At 67.4% G+C, this 18,955-nt stretch carries 20 protein-coding genes; 10 read left to right on the top strand and 10 right to left on the bottom strand.

All coding sequences use genetic code 11. The features are described from left to right. Window positions 1–88: 88 nt before the first annotated feature. From recJ to AASM09_RS12570, 6 genes are all read right to left on the bottom strand, one after another. Window positions 89–1,846, bottom strand: a complete 1,758-nt coding sequence (gene recJ, locus AASM09_RS12545) for a single-stranded-DNA-specific exonuclease RecJ (protein ID WP_049427637.1) — start codon at window positions 1,844–1,846, stop codon at window positions 89–91. A gap of 163 nt (window positions 1,847–2,009) precedes the next feature. Next, a complete protein-coding gene (locus AASM09_RS12550) occupies window positions 2,010–2,927 on the bottom strand; it encodes a phosphoglycerate mutase (RefSeq protein WP_049427636.1) in 918 nt (305 codons plus the stop codon). Window positions 2,928–2,931: 4 nt separating this feature from the next. After that, window positions 2,932–3,396: a transcription elongation factor GreA gene (gene greA / locus AASM09_RS12555; RefSeq protein ID WP_026347191.1), complete on the bottom strand. Its 465-nt coding sequence runs from the start codon at window positions 3,394–3,396 to the stop codon at window positions 2,932–2,934. A gap of 8 nt (window positions 3,397–3,404) precedes the next feature. Then, window positions 3,405–6,647, bottom strand: a complete 3,243-nt coding sequence (carB, locus tag AASM09_RS12560; protein WP_100443537.1) for a carbamoyl-phosphate synthase large subunit — start codon at window positions 6,645–6,647, stop codon at window positions 3,405–3,407. Between the two features lie 148 nt (window positions 6,648–6,795). Beyond that, window positions 6,796–7,923 carry a glutamine-hydrolyzing carbamoyl-phosphate synthase small subunit gene (carA, locus tag AASM09_RS12565; RefSeq protein WP_049429087.1) on the bottom strand — a complete coding sequence of 376 codons (1,128 nt, stop codon included), beginning with the start codon at window positions 7,921–7,923 and terminating at the stop codon, window positions 6,796–6,798. Between the two features lie 308 nt (window positions 7,924–8,231). After that, window positions 8,232–8,903 carry a 4-hydroxy-tetrahydrodipicolinate reductase gene (locus tag AASM09_RS12570; protein WP_049429088.1) on the bottom strand — a complete coding sequence of 224 codons (672 nt, stop codon included), beginning with the start codon at window positions 8,901–8,903 and terminating at the stop codon, window positions 8,232–8,234. Window positions 8,904–9,041: 138 nt separating this feature from the next. On the opposite strand from AASM09_RS12570, the gene AASM09_RS12575 reads away from it, so the two are divergent. From AASM09_RS12575 to AASM09_RS12590, 4 genes are all read left to right on the top strand, one after another. Continuing rightward, window positions 9,042–9,803, top strand: coding sequence for a 3-oxoacyl-ACP reductase (locus AASM09_RS12575; RefSeq protein WP_197620418.1), 762 nt, complete (start codon window positions 9,042–9,044; stop codon window positions 9,801–9,803). Window positions 9,804–9,807: 4 nt separating this feature from the next. Further along, on the top strand, window positions 9,808–10,203 hold the full coding sequence (locus AASM09_RS12580) for a MerR family transcriptional regulator (RefSeq protein ID WP_049429090.1): 396 nt from the start codon (window positions 9,808–9,810) through the stop codon (window positions 10,201–10,203). Window positions 10,204–10,258: 55 nt separating this feature from the next. Further along, window positions 10,259–10,840: an NAD(P)H-dependent oxidoreductase gene (locus AASM09_RS12585; RefSeq protein WP_049429091.1), complete on the top strand. Its 582-nt coding sequence runs from the start codon at window positions 10,259–10,261 to the stop codon at window positions 10,838–10,840. A 157-nt stretch (window positions 10,841–10,997) separates the two neighbouring features. Then, on the top strand, window positions 10,998–11,459 hold the full coding sequence (locus AASM09_RS12590) for a DUF4304 domain-containing protein (RefSeq protein ID WP_049429092.1): 462 nt from the start codon (window positions 10,998–11,000) through the stop codon (window positions 11,457–11,459). 95 nt (window positions 11,460–11,554) lie between these two features. On the opposite strand, the gene AASM09_RS12595 is transcribed toward AASM09_RS12590, so the two are convergent. From AASM09_RS12595 to AASM09_RS12605, 3 genes are read right to left on the bottom strand one after another with little or no spacing between them, the layout of a single operon-like run. After that, complete coding sequence (locus tag AASM09_RS12595) at window positions 11,555–11,809, bottom strand: DUF6587 family protein (RefSeq protein ID WP_049429093.1); 255 nt, start codon at window positions 11,807–11,809, stop codon at window positions 11,555–11,557. Continuing rightward, window positions 11,809–13,674 (bottom strand): ferrous iron transporter B, encoded by a 1,866-nt coding sequence (feoB, locus tag AASM09_RS12600; protein ID WP_100443538.1) that lies wholly within the window; start codon window positions 13,672–13,674, stop codon window positions 11,809–11,811. The genes AASM09_RS12595 and feoB overlap by 1 nt, the downstream gene beginning before the upstream one ends. Further along, window positions 13,671–13,925 carry a FeoA family protein gene (locus AASM09_RS12605; protein ID WP_005409473.1) on the bottom strand — a complete coding sequence of 85 codons (255 nt, stop codon included), beginning with the start codon at window positions 13,923–13,925 and terminating at the stop codon, window positions 13,671–13,673. The genes feoB and AASM09_RS12605 overlap by 4 nt, the downstream gene beginning before the upstream one ends. A 119-nt stretch (window positions 13,926–14,044) precedes the next feature. Here AASM09_RS12605 and AASM09_RS12610 point away from each other — a divergent pair, with 119 nt between their 5' ends. From AASM09_RS12610 to AASM09_RS12635, 6 genes are all read left to right on the top strand, one after another. Then, window positions 14,045–14,833 carry an enoyl-CoA hydratase/isomerase family protein gene (locus tag AASM09_RS12610; RefSeq protein ID WP_049426738.1) on the top strand — a complete coding sequence of 263 codons (789 nt, stop codon included), beginning with the start codon at window positions 14,045–14,047 and terminating at the stop codon, window positions 14,831–14,833. 2 nt (window positions 14,834–14,835) lie between these two features. After that, a complete protein-coding gene (locus AASM09_RS12615; RefSeq protein WP_100443539.1) occupies window positions 14,836–15,237 on the top strand; it encodes a VOC family protein in 402 nt (133 codons plus the stop codon). Then, the gene (locus tag AASM09_RS12620) at window positions 15,234–16,130 is read left to right on the top strand and encodes a hydroxymethylglutaryl-CoA lyase (RefSeq protein ID WP_049427504.1); all 897 of its coding nucleotides are present in this window, start codon (window positions 15,234–15,236) and stop codon (window positions 16,128–16,130) included. Before AASM09_RS12615 ends, AASM09_RS12620 begins: the two co-directional genes overlap by 4 nt. A gap of 100 nt (window positions 16,131–16,230) precedes the next feature. Beyond that, entirely contained in the window at window positions 16,231–17,001 is a 771-nt protein-coding gene (locus AASM09_RS12625; protein ID WP_049427502.1) for an SDR family oxidoreductase, read from the top strand. 49 nt (window positions 17,002–17,050) lie between these two features. Further along, a complete protein-coding gene (yeiP, locus tag AASM09_RS12630; protein WP_005409468.1) occupies window positions 17,051–17,617 on the top strand; it encodes an elongation factor P-like protein YeiP in 567 nt (188 codons plus the stop codon). Next, window positions 17,607–18,152, top strand: coding sequence for a hypothetical protein (locus AASM09_RS12635; RefSeq protein WP_049427499.1), 546 nt, complete (start codon window positions 17,607–17,609; stop codon window positions 18,150–18,152). Before yeiP ends, AASM09_RS12635 begins: the two co-directional genes overlap by 11 nt. 88 nt (window positions 18,153–18,240) lie before the next feature. On the opposite strand, the gene AASM09_RS12640 is transcribed toward AASM09_RS12635, so the two are convergent. Continuing rightward, the gene (locus AASM09_RS12640) at window positions 18,241–18,933 is read right to left on the bottom strand and encodes a COG3650 family protein (protein ID WP_049427498.1); all 693 of its coding nucleotides are present in this window, start codon (window positions 18,931–18,933) and stop codon (window positions 18,241–18,243) included. Between the last annotated feature and the right edge of the window lie 22 nt (window positions 18,934–18,955).

Genomic DNA, 18,955 nt, shown 5'->3' on the forward strand with positions numbered 1-18,955 from the left:
TCAGCATGGCAGACGGGGTTACCGTTCCAACACTGAAGTCGTCCGCCGGGCGTGGCCCGGCGCTACCTTGGCGTCTGGCCCCCCTTTCCTAGGCGGGCAGGCTGTGCTCGACGATCAGCTGGATGGCGCTGCCGCCGCGGTAGTCGTCGCAGGCCAGGCGGTAGGCGAGATGCACGTGGCGGCCCGGCGCGTTCCCGTGCCAGCCGCCGAAGTGGATCGCGTTGATCGTGCCGGGTACGCCTGGCAGGCGCAGTTCCAGCTTGAGGTGGCGTTCCTTCAGCACGCGCCAGTTGGCCACTTCGAAGTGGCCGTCGAACAGCGGCTCGGGGAAGCCTTGGCCCCACGGTCCAGCAAGACGCAGCGCGTCGGCGTGGCGATGGTCGAGTTCGTCCGCCGCCAGTTCGCCGTCGCTGAGTACCTGCTGCTGCAGCGCGGCCGGGTCGAGCATTTCCAGCACCACGGCGACGAAGGCCGCCTTGAAGTCATCGACGTGATCGAGGCGCAGGCTGAGGCCGGCCGCCATGGCGTGGCCGCCGAAGCGTTCGATCAAGCCCGGATGGCGCGCATCGACCAATGCCAGTGCGTCACGGATATGCAGGCCGGGAATGGAGCGCGCCGAGCCACGCAGGGTGTCGGCACCGGGTTCGGACGGCGCGAAGGCGATCACCGGGCGATGCAGGCGGTCCTTCATCTTCGACGCGACCAGCCCCACCACGCCCGGGTGCCAGTCGGCGTCGAACAGGCAGGCCGCGACCGGACGTTGCCCGGCCATCTCCAGCACCACGCGGGTCAGCGCCTGCTCGGCGTCGTCGGTCATCGACTGCTGCACGGCGCGGCGCTCCGAGTTGATCTGTTCCAGCGTCTGCGCGATCTCGCGCGCCTGGCGCGGGTCTTCGGTCAGCAGCAGCGCGATGCCCAGCGCCATGTCTTCCAGGCGGCCCGCAGCATTCAGGCGTGGGCCGAGGGCGAAGCCGATGTCGGTGGCGGTCAGTCGCGCGGCGTCACGGCCACTGGCTTCGATCAGGGCACGCAGGCCGATGCAGCCCTGCCCTGCACGCAACCGACGCAGGCCCGCGCTGACCAGCGCACGGTTGTTCGGGTCCAGCGCCACCAGATCGGCGACGGTGCCAACCGCCACCAGGTCCAGCAACGTGGTCAGGTCCGGGCCCTTGCCATCGGCGAAGACGCCGGCCTCGCGCATCTGACGGCGCAATGCCATCAGCACGTAGAAGATCACGCCGACGCCGGCCAGCGATTTGCTGGGGAACGCATCACCGTCCAGGTTTGGATCGACGATGACATCGGCCGGCGGCAACTGCGGACCGGGAAGATGATGGTCGGTGACCAGCACCTGCCAGCCGCGTGCCTTGGCCGCAATGACACCCGCGTGGCAGGCAATGCCATGGTCGACCGTGACCAGCAGGTCCGGCTTCAACTCGGCCAGTTCCTCCACCAGCGACGGCGACAGGCCATAGCCATGCACCATGCGGTTCGGCACGGCGTGGAAGACATGCCGTGCGCCGAGCATGCGCAGGCCACGCACGCCGACCGCACAGGCGGTGGCGCCATCGCAATCGAAATCGCCGACCACCAGGATGCGCTTGTCGTTGGCGATGGCCTCGACCAGCAGGCCCACCGCATCGTCGATGCCGGTCAGCAACTCGGGAGCGTGCAGATTGCCCAGCTTCGGCTGCGCCAGCTCCGGGGTATGCGCGCCGCGTGCAGCGTACAGGCGCGCCAGCAGCGGCAGCGTGCCCTCCGGCCAGCTTCCGGGCACGACCGCATCGCGGCGGCGGATCGTCGGCGTATCAGGGGATGACTGCACAGCATCGGCGGCAAGGGACATCGGCATCGCCGGGTGACGGAGGACCCGTCGATGATACCGCCACGGCGGCCGCCCGGTAGAGTCGACTGTTAGTCGACTAACGCGCAACGCGCGGGATTTTCTGCATCCGAGCGAAGTGCAGTCGACTAACAGTCGACTCTACCTACCGGATCCTGCCGGATGCTCAGTCGTGAAGCTGGCGCGGCTTCTTCCAGAACTGCCAGCGCTGGCCGCGGTCCAGCTGGAACTGCAGGCCATCCTCGAAATCCAGCACCAGCCGCTGCAGTTCGCCACGCTTCAGCGCGGCCAGCAACGGCCGGATCGCATCGTTGCCGAGCTGCTGCAGCGAACGCAGCTGGCGCAGATCGACCAGTGCATCCACGGCCTGCTCGCCATCGACCGCCACACCCGCGGCCAGAGCCAGGCCCTGCAGCAGGGCATCGCGGCTGCGCACCTGCGCGTGTGGCGTACTCACCGACACCGGCATCACGCCACCGCCCCAGAACCACAGCGAGTTGATCGGCTGCTGGCCCTGCGCGGCACGTTGCTGGTTCCAGGAATGGTTGTGCAGCAGCACCTGCGCTTCGGTCATCAGCGCGCGCCAGCGGCGACCGCCCTCGCCTTCGGGCAGGTGCGAGAACAGGTCATCGCCGAGCACCTCGTCCGGGCTGTCGAAGTCAGGCAACGCCATGTCGATCGGAAGCCGCAGGTACCAGCGCGAAGGGTCCGGCGCGTCGAGCACGAATCCGGCATCGGCAAACAGCGGCTGCAGCACCGGCAACAGTGCCAGGCAGTCGGCCAATGTCGGCCGCAGCGTCTCGCCGTAGGCCATCATCCGCGCGCCGTGCATGTCCGGCACCATGCAGGCCGGGTCGGCACGCAGCCAGCTGGCGCCGGCTGCATCGCCGACGTCGCGCTGGCGGGTCATCGCGGCTACCGGCCAATGCGGCGCGGCAACCGTGAAATGGCGCGTCAGTTGTGCACGTTCGCCCGGTGCGACCTGCACCGTCGTGGCACGGCCGAGCGCACGCGCCACATCGTCCGGCAGCGCAGCCGCGGCAAAGCGGCTGCGTGCAGGCAACAGCAGGGTCGCCGTCGCCACGCGGTCAGTCCACGTAGCTGACGCTGACGATCTCGTACTCGCGCTGGCCGGCCGGGGCGTCGATCACGATCGAATCGCCTTCCAGCTTGCCGATCATCGCGCGCGCCACAGGCGAGGAAATCGCGATCAGGCCCAGCTTGATGTCCGCTTCCAGGTCACCGACGATCTGGTACTTCTTCTCTTCGTCGGTTTCCACGTCAGCCAGCGTCACGCTGGCGCCGAACACCACCTTGGAGCCGGCGTTGAGCTTGCTCACGTCGATGATCTCGGCGTGCGACAGCTCGCCTTCCAGCTGCTTGATGCGCCCTTCGATGAAGCCCTGCTCCTCGCGCGCGGCGTGGTACTCGGCATTCTCCTTCAGGTCGCCGTGCTCACGCGCTTCGGCGATGGCCGCAATGACTTTCGGGCGCTTGACCGACTTCAGGTGATCCAGCTCATCGCGCAGCTTCTGCGCGCCCTTCATGGTGATCGGTGCTCTCATGCATTCAACTCCTTGTGCAGCTCCTGCAGCGACCAGACGGGGCCGGTACCGCGGAATTCCAGTGAATCCACCAGCGCCTTGGCGCCGGCAATGGTGGTCGAGTAGGTGACGCGGTGCTGCAGCGCCTCGCGACGGATCGAGAACGAGTCGTTGATCGCCGAACGACCTTCGGTCGTGTTGACGATGTAGACGATCTCGCCGTTCTTGATCGAGTCGACGATGTGCGGACGGCCTTCGACCACCTTGTTGATGATCTCGCAGTCCATACCGTGCTGCTGCAGCCACGCGGCGGTGCCACGGGTGGCGACCAGGCTGTAGCCGCGCGCCAGCAGGGCCTTGGCCACCGGCAGCACGCGCTTCTTGTCCGGATCGCGCACCGAGACGAAGGCCTTGCCGACCGGCGGCGCCTTGATGCCACCGGCTTCCTGCGCACGCGCAAAAGCGGCGTTGAAGGTGCGGCCGACGCCCATCACCTCACCGGTGGAGCGCATCTCCGGCCCGAGGATCGGGTCGACGCCCTGGAACTTGGCGAACGGGAAGATCGCTTCCTTCACCGAGTAGTAGTCCGGCACGATTTCCTTGGTCGCGCCCTGCTCGGCCAGGCTCTTGCCAGCCATGCAGCGGGCGGCAATCTTCGCCAGCGGCATGCCGGTGGCCTTGGACACGAACGGCACGGTGCGCGAGGCACGCGGGTTCACTTCCAGCAGGTAGATGGTGTCGGCACCTTCGTCGCTGGTCTGGATTGCGAACTGGGTGTTCATCAGGCCGACCACGTTCAGGGCCTTGGCCAGTTCCACCACCTGGCGGCGCAGCTCGGCCTGGGTTTCAGCGGACAGCGAGTACGGCGGCAGCGAGCACGAGGAATCGCCCGAGTGCACGCCGGCTTCTTCGATGTGCTCCATCACGCCGCCGATCAGGACGTTGCCATCCTTGTCGGCGATGATGTCGACGTCGCACTCGACCGCGTTGTCGAGGAAGCGGTCCAACAGCACCGGCGAATCGTTGGACACCTTCACCGCGTCGCGCACGTAGCGGGCCAGATCGGCTTCGCCGTAGACGATTTCCATCGCACGGCCGCCCAGCACGTAGCTCGGGCGCACCACCAGCGGGTAGCCGATCTCGCGGGCCAGCAGCAAGGCTTCCTGGTCGTTGCGGGCGATGCGGTTCGGCGGCTGCTTCAGGCCCAGCTTGTCCACCAGCTGCTGGAAGCGCTCGCGGTCTTCGGCCAGGTCGATCGAGTCCGGGCTGGTGCCGATCACCGGCACGCCGTTGGCTTCCAGCGCGCGCGCAAGCTTCAGCGGGGTCTGGCCGCCGTACTGCACGATCACGCCCTTCGGCTGTTCCAGCTCGACGATTTCCAGCACGTCTTCCAGGGTCAGCGGCTCGAAGTACAGGCGGTCGGAAGTGTCGTAGTCGGTCGACACGGTTTCCGGGTTGCAGTTGACCATGATGGTTTCATAACCATCCTCGCGCAGCGCCAGTGCCGCGTGCACGCAGCAGTAATCGAACTCGATGCCCTGGCCGATGCGGTTCGGGCCACCGCCCAGGATCATGATCTTGTCGCGGTTGCTCGGCGCAGCCTCGCACTCGTCCTCGTAGGTCGAGTACAGGTAGGCGGTACCGGTGGAGAATTCACCGGCACAGGAGTCGACGCGCTTGTAGACCGGGCGCACCTTGTGCGCACGACGCAGCGCGCGGATGGCGGCTTCGTTGGTACCGATCAGCTGCGCCAGGCGCGCGTCGGAGAAACCGGCGCGCTTCAGCTTGCGCAGGCGCGCGGCGTCCAGCGCGTCGATGCCATCGGCGGCGACGGCGGTTTCCGCGGCGATGATTTCCTCGATCTGGTCCAGGAACCAGTGATCGATGAACGACAGTGCGTAGATTTCTTCAACGCTCATGCCGGCGCGGAACGCATCAGCGACGAAGAACAGGCGCTCCGGACCCGGTGCCTTCAGTTCGCGGCGCAGGGTCTGCAGGTCTTCTTCATTGCCCAGGTCCAGGCCGGTCGGATCGAAGCCGACCTTGCCGGTTTCCAGGCCGCGCAGCGCCTTCTGCACCGACTCCTGGAAGGTACGGCCCATCGCCATCACCTCGCCCACCGACTTCATCTGGGTGGTCAGGCGGGCATCGGCGGCCGGGAACTTCTCGAATGCGAAGCGCGGGATCTTGGTGACGACGTAGTCGATGGACGGCTCGAACGACGCCGGGGTCAGGCCGCCGGTGATCTCGTTCTTCAGTTCGTCCAGGGTGTAGCCCACGGCCAGCTTCGCGGCGACCTTGGCAATCGGGAAGCCGGTGGCCTTGGAGGCCAGCGCCGAGGAACGCGACACACGCGGATTCATCTCGATGACGACCACGCGGCCGGTCTTCGGGTTGATACCAAACTGCACGTTCGAGCCACCGGTATCGACGCCGATCTTGCGCAGCACGGCGATGGAGGCATCGCGCAGGCGCTGGTATTCCTTGTCGGTCAGGGTCTGCGCCGGCGCCACGGTGATCGAGTCACCGGTGTGCACGCCCATCGGGTCCAGGTTTTCGATCGAGCAGACGATGATGCAGTTGTCCGCCGTATCGCGGACCACTTCCATCTCGAACTCCTTCCAGCCCAGCACCGACTCTTCCACCAGCACTTCGGTGGTCGGCGACAGTTCCAGGCCGCGGCTGACTATCTCGACCAGCTCTTCGCGGTTGTAGGCGATGCCGCCACCGCTGCCGCCCAGGGTGAAGCTGGGGCGGATGATGGTCGGGTAGCCGACGCGGGTCTGGATCTCCAGCGCTTCGTCCAGGGTGTGGGCGACGGCGGCGGTCGGGCATTCCAGGCCGATCTCACCCATGGCCACGCGGAACAGCTCGCGATCTTCGGCCATGCGGATCGCTTCGCGCTTGGCGCCGATCAGTTCGACGTTGTACTTCTCCAGCACGCCGTGGTCGGCAAGGTCCAGCGCGCAGTTCAGCGCGGTCTGGCCACCCATGGTCGGCAGCAGCGCGTCGGGCTTTTCCTTGGCGATGATCTTCTCGACCGTCTGCCAGTTGATCGGCTCGATGTAGACGGCGTCGGCCATCTCCGGGTCGGTCATGATCGTGGCCGGGTTGCTGTTGACCAGCACCACGCGGTAACCCTCGTCACGCAGGGCCTTGCAGGCCTGGGCGCCGGAGTAGTCGAACTCGCAGGCCTGGCCGATGACGATCGGGCCAGCACCGATGATGAGGATGGTCTTGAGGTCAGTGCGCTTGGGCATTTTCTTCTCTAAGTCAGTACAGCGTGACAAGGGGGGTGATCGCACGCTGTCGATCAGGAATCTTGATCCGCAGCGCCGCGCCGGGGGCAGCAGCGATGCGGGGTTTACGGTCCATCGCGACGCCACCGGGAGGCCGGCGGCGTACTGATCACGCCTTGGCCTGCTCCATCAGCACCACGAAGCGGTCGAACAACGGACCGACGTCGGTCGGGCCCGGCGACGCTTCCGGGTGGCCCTGGAACGAGAACGCCGGCACGTCGGTGCGGGCGACACCCTGGTTGGTGCCATCGAACAGCGAACGGTGGGTCACGCGCAGGGTCGGCGGCAGGGTCGCTTCATCGATCGCGAAGCCGTGGTTCTGCGAGGTGATCATCACCCGGCCGCTGTCCAGGTCCTGCACCGGGTGGTTGGCACCGTGGTGGCCATGGCCCATCTTCATGGTCTTCGCGCCCGAGGCCAGGCCGAGCAGCTGATGGCCCAGGCAGATGCCGAAGGTCGGGATCTTCACGTCGATGAAGGCCTTGATCGCGTCGATGGCGTAGTTGCACGGTTCCGGGTCACCCGGGCCGTTGGACAGGAACACACCATCCGGCTTCAGTGCCAGCACCTCGGCGGCCGGGGTCTGCGCCGGCACCACGGTCACTTCGCAGCCGCGCTCGGCCAGCATGCGCAGGATGTTGGTCTTCACGCCGAAATCGTAGGCCACGACCTTGAACTTCGCCGGCACGCTGACGAAGGCATTGGCATCCAGGTCCAGCTGGCCCTCGGTCCAGGTGTAGGTCTTCTCGGTAGTGACAACCTTGGCCAGATCCATGCCCTTCAGCCCCGGGAACTTGCGGGCGGCTTCCAGTGCCTTTTCCACGTCGATGTCACCGGCCATCAACGCACCGTTCTGTGCGCCCTTCTCGCGCAGGATGCGGGTCAGCTTGCGGGTGTCGATGCCGGCGATGGCGACCACGCCACGCTGGATCAGCCAATCCTGCAGCGACACCTGGCTGCGCCAGTTGCTGGGGCGGCGCGGAACATCGCGCACGATCAGGCCGGCCGACCACACCTTGGACGCTTCATTGTCCTGGTCGGTCATGCCGGTATTTCCGATATGCGGATAGGTCAGCGTGACCATCTGCCGGGCGTAGGACGGGTCGGTCAACACTTCCTGATAGCCGGTCATGGCGGTGTTGAACACCACCTCACCGACGGACAGGCCGGGCGCGCCTACGGATTCGCCCTCGAATACGGTGCCGTCTTCGAGGACGAGGATTGCGGCTTGGGTCACGGGAATCTCACTTTGGCTACCGAGGGGGCTGCCGAAGTCACGCCTGCGCTTCACGGAAATCCGGTTGCAAAAAAGCGCGGACGTACGGTCTGGGACCGGTCCGGCTTTCGTGATTCGGCGAGTGCGAATTGTAGCGCTGACGGGGCGCTCGCGCCAGCGGTTATCGCGCTTCATGAACAGGCGATTGCGTATTCATTTCAATCCGGCGGCGTATGCGGCGCCCGCTACCCGGTAGTGCCGGCCGCTGGCCGGCAACCCCATTGGCTCCCGTCCCCCAAGGGTGCCGGCCAGCGGCCGGCACTACCGCCTTACGCCAGCAGGTCCCGCACCCGGTAGCTGCCCGGGGCTCGGCCCTGCAGCTGGCGGGCGGCAAACAGGGCGCCGCGGGCGAAGATGTCGCGGTTGGTGGCCCGGTGCACCAGTTCGATGCGCTCGCCCAGCCCGGTGAACTGGACCAGATGCTCACCGACGATGTCACCGGCACGCAGGCTGGCGTAGTGCGGCTCGGCGCCACCGCGCTGCGCAGCGGCACCCAGGGTCAGCGCGGTACCCGACGGAGCGTCCTTTTTCTGCGTGTGGTGCGATTCGACAATGTCGCAGTCCCAGCCGGCCAGCGCCTGCGCCGCGCGCTCGACCAGCTCGTCCAGTACCGCCACGCCCAGGCTGAAATTCGAGGCCCAGACCAGCGGGATCTTCGCCGCCGCCGCCTCCAGCGCCTGGCGCTGCGTGCTGGAGATCCCGGTCGTGCCCGAGACCAAGCCCGCGCCTCGCTCCACGCACAGCGCCAGCATCGGGTCGAAACCCTCCGGCAGGCTGAAGTCGATCGCCACGTCGAATGCCGGCGCACCGGGCAGCTCACTGGCAGCGAAGAACGGTACCCCATCGACCACGCGCTGGGCCGGCGCACGGCCGGTCACCGCGGCCACGATCTGCAGCGTTTCGGGATGTTCGACGGCCAACCGCAGCAGGGCCTGGCCCATGCGCCCGGAGGCGCCGTGAATGAGCAATCGCAGGGGAGTCTGGTTCATCCCTGCAGGCTAGCGGCAGCACGCCCGCTCCGGCAAGCGCCATCGCTGCTACGCTGCATGCCCTTTCATGCAATGGATGGCAGCTCCCTCATGCAGATCAGCGAACAGCTGGTGCTGGTCACCGGTGCCGGGCGCGGGCTTGGCCAGCACATCGCCCGCGCCTTCGCCGCACAGGGCGCGCGCGTCATCGTCAATTACCACCGAAGCGAAGGCGCCGCACGTGCCCTGGCTGCCGGGCTCGGTGGACAGGCGATCGCACTGCCGGCCGACGTCACCGACCGCGCCCAGGTCGATGCGATGCTGCAGCAGGCACTGGCCCACTTCGGGCAAGGCGTAACCACCGTGGTCAACAACGCGCTGGCGGCGTTCTCGTTCAATGGCGATGCCCGCGACAATGCCGCAGACATCGGCTGGCCGGCCTTCCAGGCCCAGTTCGAGGGCAGCGTGCGCGGCGCACTGAACACCGTGCAGGCTGCCCTGCCCGGCATGCAGGCCCGGCGTTTCGGCCGCGTCATCAACGTCGGCACCAACCTGTTCCAGAACCCGGTGGTGCCCTACCACGACTACACCGCAGCCAAGGCCGCACTGCTGTCACTCACCCGCACCCTGGCCGGTGACCTCGGCCCGCACGGGATCACCGTGAACATGCTGTCCGGCGGACTGCTGCGCACCACCGATGCCAGTGCCGCCACACCCGAAGCGGTGTTCGACTACATCGCCGCCAACACGCCACTGCGCAGCGTCACCACCCCGGCCGAGTTCGCCGATGCCGCGCTGTTCTTCGCCAGCCCGTGGTCGCGCGCGGTGACCGGCCAGAACCTGGTGGTGGACGGCGGACTGGTGCGGGACTGAGCCGATGCGCATTTCCGAGGTCAGCCGCCTGACCGGTGCCAGCGCCAAGGCCATCCGCCTGTACGAGGCACGCGGGCTGCTGCCGCCGGTGCCACGCGTGAACCGCTATCGCGACTACAGCGAACAGGACGTAGCCTGGGTGCAGCTGATCCGCCAGGCGTTGGCGCTGGGCATCACGCTGGCTGCGATTTCCCGCCTGCAGGGCCGTGACGGGCAGCTCGACTGGCCCGCGGTACTGGCCTTGCTGGAGCAGCAGCGTAGCCACATCGCCAGTGAACGGGCACGACTGGAACAGGTCGAACTCGCCCTGCGACAGGTCAGCGACGAACTCCGGCAATGGCTGCATGCCGGCCGCGGTGACTGCGTGCTGGACCCCAACGGCTGCACCACCCCGGCTTGACTCTGCCCCAGGGGCAGACTGCACCCTCGCGCACTTTCCACTGCCCGAGGTTGCCGTGTCCCGTTCCATCCTGATCCTGCTGGGCCATCCCGACCGCGACAGCCTGTGCGGCGCTCTCGCCCAGCGCTACGCCACCGCCGCCGAGAACGCAGGCCACCAGGTACGCCTGATCGCACTGGGCGAGCTCGAATTCGACCCGGTGTTGCGGCACGGCTATCGCCAGATCCAGCCGCTTGAACCCGATCTGCAGGACGCCGCCGATGCGATCGAGGCCTGCGATCATCTGGTACTGGTCTACCCCACCTGGTGGGGCGCGATGCCGGCCCTGCTGAAGGGCTTCTTCGATCGCGTGCTGCTGCCGGGGTACGCCTTCCGCTACAGGCGTGATTCGGTGTGGTGGGATCGCCTGCTGGCCGGGCGCAGTGCACGGGTGATCACCACGCTGGACACGCCCCCCTGGTACTACCGCTGGATCTACCGCGACCCGGGCATCGTCCAGATCCGCGCCACCATCCTGGAGTTCTGCGGCATCCGCCCGGTGCGCGTCAGCCGCCTCGGTGCGGTTCGCGGCAGCACCCCGGCGCAGCGAGAGCGCTGGCTGGCGGTGGCAGCAGATCTGGGAGCGCGGGCTCGATAGATTCAGGCCATGGGCAAGGCGTGCGAACCAAGGTTCGCACCCACCTGGAAGGATCGCACCCACCCGGGGCGCTCGCTGCGCGTGTCGCATTTGCCAATTGATCTGGAATCATTGCGCCTCAAGGCTGTGGGCCCTTCTTCCGGCTCGGGCAGAACGCATGAAATCCGCGACAGTCTTCAGCAGATGTGCAAGGAAAACAGGCTTTGCCGGAACAACGACCACCCGCTACCGGTTGCTGGACGGCGCTTCGCTTGTCGTAAATCACCAGGCCGCCAGTCACGGCAGGGGCTTCTATGTGAATGCCGGGCTCTACTTCGCGGAGCTGCTTGAGCACACGCTTGAACCGTGCGACCTCGAGAAGGCCTTCAGATACCGCACCAGCATTCCCACGCCCCATGTGGACTGGCGGATCGAAGAGACGCCAGGGCTGCGCCGGGCCTTCACCCAGCAGGATCTCCATGACCTGCTCGAGGCCGGCGACCGCAGCGCGATGAAGCGCCTACTGCTGGATGCCTTTCGCGATGTCCTGCGCTTCGTCGCAGCCCACGGAAACCGCGCCTCGGTGCGGCGGATGCAGCAGGAAGGACGCTTTCGCGCGATCATCCGCAAGGAGGTCTGAACCCGGCCGACGTTCGGTAGATCCACGCCATGCGTGGATGAACCCCGCAAGCGTGCGAACCAGGGTTCGCACCCACCAGGGCAGGAAAAGCAGCGTCAGTGCTGCTTCGGCGGCGTCGGCCCGCAGCTGTCGCAGCCACCACAGGCGCCACCTCCGCCCGTAGCTGGTGGCGCGATCTTCCGCCCCAGCGCCTGCATCCAGCCGGGACGGCCCGGCTTCAGCAGGGCCAATGCCAGCACACCGCGCAGCTTGCGCACAGTGCCCGGGAACTGCTTCTTCAACACCACCCAGGCACTGACCAGCACGGCCACCGCGATGATCAGGTACTGGATCAGCAGGCCGGTATCCATCAGCCGCCTCCCAGCGCCTTGGTCACCTGGTAGGTGATCAGCGCGGCCACATAGGCCGCTGCGAACAGGTAGAACGCGGCGAAGCCCATCTGCTTCCACGAGTTGGTCTCGCGCTTGATGGTGGCCAGCGTCGAGATGCACATCGGTGCGTAGATGTACCAGACCAGCAGCGACAGTGCGGTGGCCAGCGACCAGCCGTCGCTGATCAGCGGGGTCAGCGCCTGGCTGGCGGCATCGTCATCGGCCGCGGACAGCGCGTAGACCGTGGCCAGCGACGATACTGCCACTTCGCGCGCGGCCAGGCCCGGGATCAGTGCGATGCAGATCTGCCAGTTGAAGCCCAGCGGCGCGAAGAACACCGCCATCGCATGGCCGATCTGGCCGGCGTAGCTGTAATCGATCGCGGGCATGGTGGCGCCGACCGGCGCGGCCGGGAACGACAGCAGCACCCACAGCAGGATGGTCAGCGCCAGGATGATGCCGCCGACGCGCTTGAGGAAGATCATGCCGCGCTCGTACAGGCCCACGGCCAGGTCGCGCACGTGCGGCAGGCGGTACGACGGCAGCTCCAGCATCAGCGGGTGCTCGCTCTTGTCGCGACGCCACTTCTTCATGATCCACGACATCGCCAGCGCACTGAGGATGCCCGCCGCGTACAGGCCGAACAGCACCAGGCCCTGCTGGTTGAACACGCCCCATACCGTCTTCTGCGGAATGAACGCACCGATCAGCAGCGCGTACACCGGCAGGCGTGCGGAACAGGTCATCAGCGGCGCCACCAGGATCGTGGCCAGGCGGTCACGTGGGTCCTGGATGCTGCGCGTGGACATGATGCCCGGCACTGCGCAGGCAAAGCTGGACAGCAGCGGGATGAACGAGCGGCCGGACAGCCCGGCGGCGGCCATCATGCGGTCGAGCAGGAACGCCGCGCGCGGCAGGTAGCCGGATTCCTCCAGCACCAGGATGAAGAAGAACAGGATCAGGATCTGCGGCAGAAACACCACCACGCCGCCGACGCCGGCGATGATGCCGTCGGTGAGCAGGCTGGCCAGCGGCCCTTCCGGCAGCACGCTGCCGACGAACTGGCCAAGCCAGGCGAAGGCGGCTTCGATGCCATCCATCAGCGGCGTCGCCCAGGCGTACACCGCCTGGAAGATCAGGAACATCACCACCGACAGGCTGACCAGGCCGAACACCGGGTGCAGCAGCCAGCGGTCCAGCGCGTCATCGATCTTCGCGGTACGTGCGGGCATGCGCACGGCCACCGCAAGGATCTGGCGCACCTTGGCGTGGTAGTCGATGCCGCCTTCCGGGCCCGGCACCGGTGCATCCAGGTGCGGCACCATCGCGTCCAGGCGCTCGACCAGGGCCTTGGCACCCTGCTTGCGCACCGCCACGGTCTCCACCACCGGCACGCCCAGCTCGCGCTCCAGCGCGGCCACATCCACCTGGATGCCACGGCGCTGGGCGGCATCGACCATGTTCAGGGCCACCACCATCGGCTTGCCCAGTTCGCGCAGTTCCAGCGCGAAACGCAGGTGCAGGCGCAGGTTGGTGGCGTCAATCACGCACAGCAGCACGTCCGGCGCGGCCTCACCCGGGTAGAAGCCCCGGCACAGGTCGCGGGTGATCGCCTCGTCCAGGCTCGCCGGCTGCAGGCTGTAGGCGCCCGGCAGATCGAGCACGGCGAACTCGCGGCCGGACGGCGCACGCAGGCGGCCTTCCTTGCGCTCGACGGTGACGCCGGTGTAATTGGCGACCTTCTGCCGGCTCCCGGTCAGCTGGTTGAACAGTGCGGTCTTGCCGCTGTTCGGATTACCGACCAGCGCAACGCGCAGGGGGGCGGTAGTGGCAGTGGCGGTCATGCACGTCGTTCCTGGCTGGCGGCGTCAACAACGACGCGCTTGGCTTCACTGATCCGCAGCGCGAACCGGGTGAACCCGACCTGCACCAGCAGCGGCTCGCCCCCCACCGGACCCTTGGCCACCAGGCGTACTTCCTCGCCCTTCACGAAACCCAGCTCGCGCAGGCGACGGGCGATGGCATCGTTGGCATGCAGGTCCTGCACGGACTCGACCACGGCCGAGGTGTGCAGCGGCAGTTCGGACAGCGTCATCTAGCGTGTTCTCTGCTGGATGTAAATGGTTCTCGATTCTAACATTCCCGCGTCGCGTCATGGCCCATGACCAATGGCCCGCTATGATCCATACAGGTATGGAGTGACCCTGGAATCCCATGAACGATGCTTTGCAGATCGAGCGCAGCGGCGCCACCCTCACGCTCTGGCTGAACCGGCCGGAGCTGCACAACGCCTTTGACGCCGGGCTGATCGCCCGCCTGACCGCTGCACTTGAGGCCACCGGCCGCGATGATTCGGTGCGCGCGGTGGTGCTGGCCGGCCACGGCGCCTCCTTCTCGGCCGGTGCCGACATGCAGTGGATGCGCGGCATGGCCGCCGCCAGCGAGGCCGACAACCGCGAGGACTCACTGGCCCTGGCCCGGCTGATGCGCACCCTGGACGAGCTTCCCAAGCCGACGCTGGCCCGGGTCCACGGCGCGGCCTTCGGCGGCGGCGTCGGCCTGGTCGCCTGCTGCGACATCGCCATCGCCAGCACCTCGGCCCGCTTCGGCCTGACCGAAAGCCGCCTTGGCCTATTGCCGGCGGTGATCTCGCCCTATGTGATCGAGGCCATCGGCCCGCGCCAGGCCCGCCGCTGGTTCGCCACCGGCGAGCACTTCGACGCCGATACCGCACTGCGCATCGGCCTGGTCCACCAGCTGGTCGAGCCCGAACGCCTGGACGAGGCCGTGCAACGCCAGCTGGCCCTGCTCGACAAGGCCGGCCCGATCGCCTCGTCCACCGCCAAGCAGCTGGTGCGCCAGGTCCGCGACAGCCATGACCGCGACACCCTGGATCGCGATAATGCCGCCCTGATCGCGCGCCTGAGGGTGTCCGCCGAGGGCCAGGAAGGCCTGGGCGCCTTCCTCGACAAGCGCGCGCCCCACTGGGTCACGGAAGCCTGAACATGCTCGATCATCTTGGTTTGACCAGCGCCGACCTGGCGCGCAGCAAGACCTTCTTCCTGCAGGCCCTGGCACCGTTGCAGATCGGCGTGGTGATGGAAGTGACCGCCGAACAGACCGGCGCGCACGACCACATCGGCTTCGGCAGCGACGGCAAGCCGTTCTTCTGGCTGGGCAATGGCGGCACCGCCAGCCATGGCGTGCACGTGGCCTTCGCCTGCGCCAGCCGCGACCAGGTGGACGCCTTCCATGCCGCCGCCCTCGCCGCCGGCGGCCGCGACAACGGCGCGCCTGGCCTGCGCCCGTGGTACCACCCCGACTACTACGGCGCCTTCGTGCTCGACCCGGACGGCAACAACATCGAGGCGGTCTGCGATCGCCCCGTCAGCGAGGTGGCCGCATGAGCGACTACGTCCGCATTGTCGAGGTCGGCCCGCGTGACGGCCTGCAGAACGAAAAGCAGTCGGTGTCCACCGCTGACAAGATCGAACTGATCAACCGCCTGTCGGCCACCGGCCTGCGCAGCATCGAGGCGACCAGCTTCGTCAGCCCGAAGTGGATCCCGCAGCTGGCCGACGCCGCCGAGGTCTACGCCGGCATCCAGCGCCGGCCCGGCATCCACTACCCGGTGCTGGTACCGAACGAACAGGGCTACGACCGCGCCCGTGCGGTGGGCGTGGAGGAAGTGGCGGTGTTCACCGCCGCCTCCGAGGCGTTCAACCGCACCAACACCAATGCCGGCATCGATGAATCGCTGGCACGCTTCGAACCGATCCTGCGCCGCGCCGCCGCCGATGGCGTGCGCGTGCGCGGCTACGTCTCGACCGTGCTCGGCTGCCCCTACCAGGGCGAAGTGCCGCTGGCCGACGTGGTGCGTGTTGCACGCGCCCTGCACCAGATGGGCTGTTACGAAATCTCGCTGGGCGACACCATCGGCGTCGGCACCCCGCGCAAGGCACGGGCGATGCTGCAGGCGGTAGCGGCCGAGATTCCGATGACGGCATTGGCCGTGCACTTCCACGACACCTACGGCCAGGCCATCGCCAACATCGCCACCTGCCTGGAAGAAGGCGTGCGCGTGGTCGACAGCGCGGTATCGGGCGCCGGCGGCTGCCCGTATGCGAAGGGTGCCAGCGGCAACGTCGCCAGCGAGGACGTGGTCTATCTCCTGCAGGGCCTGGGCCTGGAGAGCGGCGTGGACCTGCCGGCCCTGGCCGAGACCGGGCGCTGGCTGGCCGGCCTGCTTGGCCGCGCCACTGCCAGCCGCACCGGCCAGGCGCTGGCCGCCGCCGGTTGATGGTGGCACTGCGCCGTCCTTGCCGGGCGGCGCAGTGCACAACGGCGACGGTCGCGGCTTCCGTTAGAATCGGCGGTTCTCGAACCTGCAGGACCGTTCAATGCAGCTGTCTTCCGTACGTGCCGTGATCACTGGCGGCGTCTCCGGCCTCGGCCTGGCCGTGGCCCAGCACCTCGTCGCCCAGGGCGGCAAGGTGGCCCTGTTCGACCTCAACGATGACAAGGGCGCTGCCGCCGTTGCCGGACTGGGCGCCGAAAAGGCCCGCTACTTCAACGTCAACGTCAGCGATGAGGCGGCGGTGACCGCGGCCATCGACCAGGCCCACGATTTCCTCGGCGGCCTCAACGTGGCGATGAACTGTGCCGGCATCCTCGGCGCCGGTCGCGTGCTGGGCAAAGAAGGCCCGATGCCGCTGGCCGGTTTCCAGGGCACGGTGATGGTCAACCTGGTCGGCAGCTTCAACGTCGCCAAGGCCGCGGCCAACCGCATGCAGCACAACGAAGCCGGCACCGACGGCGAGCGCGGGGTGATCATCAACACCGCCAGCATCGCCGCCTACGAAGGCCAGATCGGCCAGGCCGCGTATGCCGCCAGCAAGGGCGGCGTGGTCTCGATGACGCTGCCGATGGCGCGCGAACTGTCGCGCTTCGGCATCCGCGTCAATACGATTGCGCCCGGCGTGTTCTGGACGCCGATGGTCGACGGCATGCCCGAGGCCGTGCAGCAGTCGCTGGCCGCCTCGATCCCCTTCCCGTCGCGCCTGGGCAAGCCGGAAGACTTCGCCAGCCTGGTCGGCTTCATCCTCGGCAACACCTACCTCAACGGCGAGACCATCCGCCTGGACGGCGCTACCCGCCTCGCTCCGAAGTGATTCCCCCCGGGCGCCGGGACGGCGCCCTCCCCCAACGACCTAGATCACCATGAAAGCCAACGACATCAAGAAGGGCAACGTCGTCGAGTACAACAACGGCGTGTACCAGATCCGCGACATCGAGCGCAGCTCGCCGCAGGGTCGCGGCGGCAACGTCCGCTTCCGCTTCATCATGTACAGCGTGCCGGGCGGCAACAAGCTCGACGCCAGCTTCGATGCCGACGACAACCTGGTCGAGGTCGAACTGCTGCGCCGCCAGTCCACCTATTCGTACAAGGATGGCGATGCGTTCGTGTTCCTCGATGACGAGGACTACACCCCCTACACCCTGGACGCGGACGTGATCGGCGACGACGCCGGCTACATCACCGACGGCCTGACCGGCATCTACGTGCAGGTCATCGACGAGCAGCCGGTGGCGATCCAGCTGCCGGCCTCGGTGGTGCTGGAAGTGATCGAGACCCCGCCGGAACTGAAGGGCGGCACCGCCACCAAGCGCCCGAAGCCGGCCAAGCTCAACACCGGCATCGAGATCATGGTGCCGGAATACATCGTCAACGGCGAACGCGTGCTGGTGAACACCGCCACCGGCGAATTCGCTGGCCGTGCCGACTAAGCGCCTGGCGCTGATCGCCTGCCTGTCCCTGCTTGCGGCGTGTTCGCCGCAGGCAGCGGACAGCGCTGCCGATGCCGCCCCGGGCAGCACGCAGGTCGAACCGGCCGTGACGGCCGCGGCGGCGGCGGAGGCACCGGCCGCCGTGGAGGCCACCACCGAAGCGGAGCCATCGACCGGTCTGCCCTCGGGCGACGATGCGCTGGACAAGGCACGTGCGGCAGCCGGCTGTCCGGTCCCTGAGGATGTGTATGACGTCGAGGACGTGCGCATCTACTGCACGATGCCGGCCGATGTGCAGGCCTTCCTCGCACGCGAGAACACCTGCCAGCATTTCGCCGGCGAAGAGCCGTACGACGACGAGCGTCGCCGCGAACTGGAAGAGGCCAGCGCGAAGTACTGCGAGGGCCGCGAGAAGATCTTCACTGATCTGGTCGCGCGTCATCGCGGTGACTGTGCGATCCGTGATGCGCTGATCGCGATCAACGGCCGCTACGATCTGGTGTTCGAGCTGGACCTGAAGACCTGCGAGGGCTGACCCGCAATGTTGATGTAGAGCCGAGCCCATGCTCGGCTGCGTTGCGCTCTGCACTGCAGTCGAGCGTGGGCCCGGCTCTACAGAGGGCTTACGGCTGCTTCGCGCCGAAATTGCCACAGCCGTGGTACTGGCGCGTGCCGACCGTCAGCATCACCTTGGCCTCGAACGCCTCGCCACTCATGTCGTCCTGGCAGGTCGTGCGCTGGAAGCTGAGCTTGACGTCGGTGCCATCGGACGCCTTGCCACTCCAACCGTCAGCACCTTCGGTGGGCTTGGCCACGTCGAAGCGACGCTCGCCATAGTCGACTTCCACCTGCAGGCCCGGCGCGTCGCCATCAACGACCGCAAGCCAGCCGGGTTCATTGCCGGTGGCACGGAACGCAGCGTTGCCGGCACTGCCATCGCCTTCGGCAGCCTCCACCGCGTGGCACTCACGATCCGCTTCGCCCTTCAGGCTCAGCAGACCGTCATCGCTGCCCCTGGTCCAGAAGCTGTTGCCCTGGCCATCGCCATATTTGGCGCCGGATGCCGTGCGTTCGGAGGTCATGGCGAAGGTGCGCTCGCCGATCACCACCGTGGCCGCGTCTTCGCCATTGAAGGTCGCACGCACGTTCAGATCACCACACTGGTAGGCGGTCTCGCTGCCACCCGCGGTGCTGGCACCTGGCTGCGGCGTGGGAGGCGGGGTGTCATTGCCGCCAGCGGCGGGTGCCTGGGCCGGCTGGCACGCGGCCAGCGCCAACCCGAGGGAGGCTGCCAACAGACTGGGAACTACACGCATGGCTCGACTCCTTGTCGACACT

Source organism: Stenotrophomonas maltophilia (assembly GCF_039555535.1).
Lineage (GTDB): Bacteria > Pseudomonadota > Gammaproteobacteria > Xanthomonadales > Xanthomonadaceae > Stenotrophomonas > Stenotrophomonas maltophilia_Q.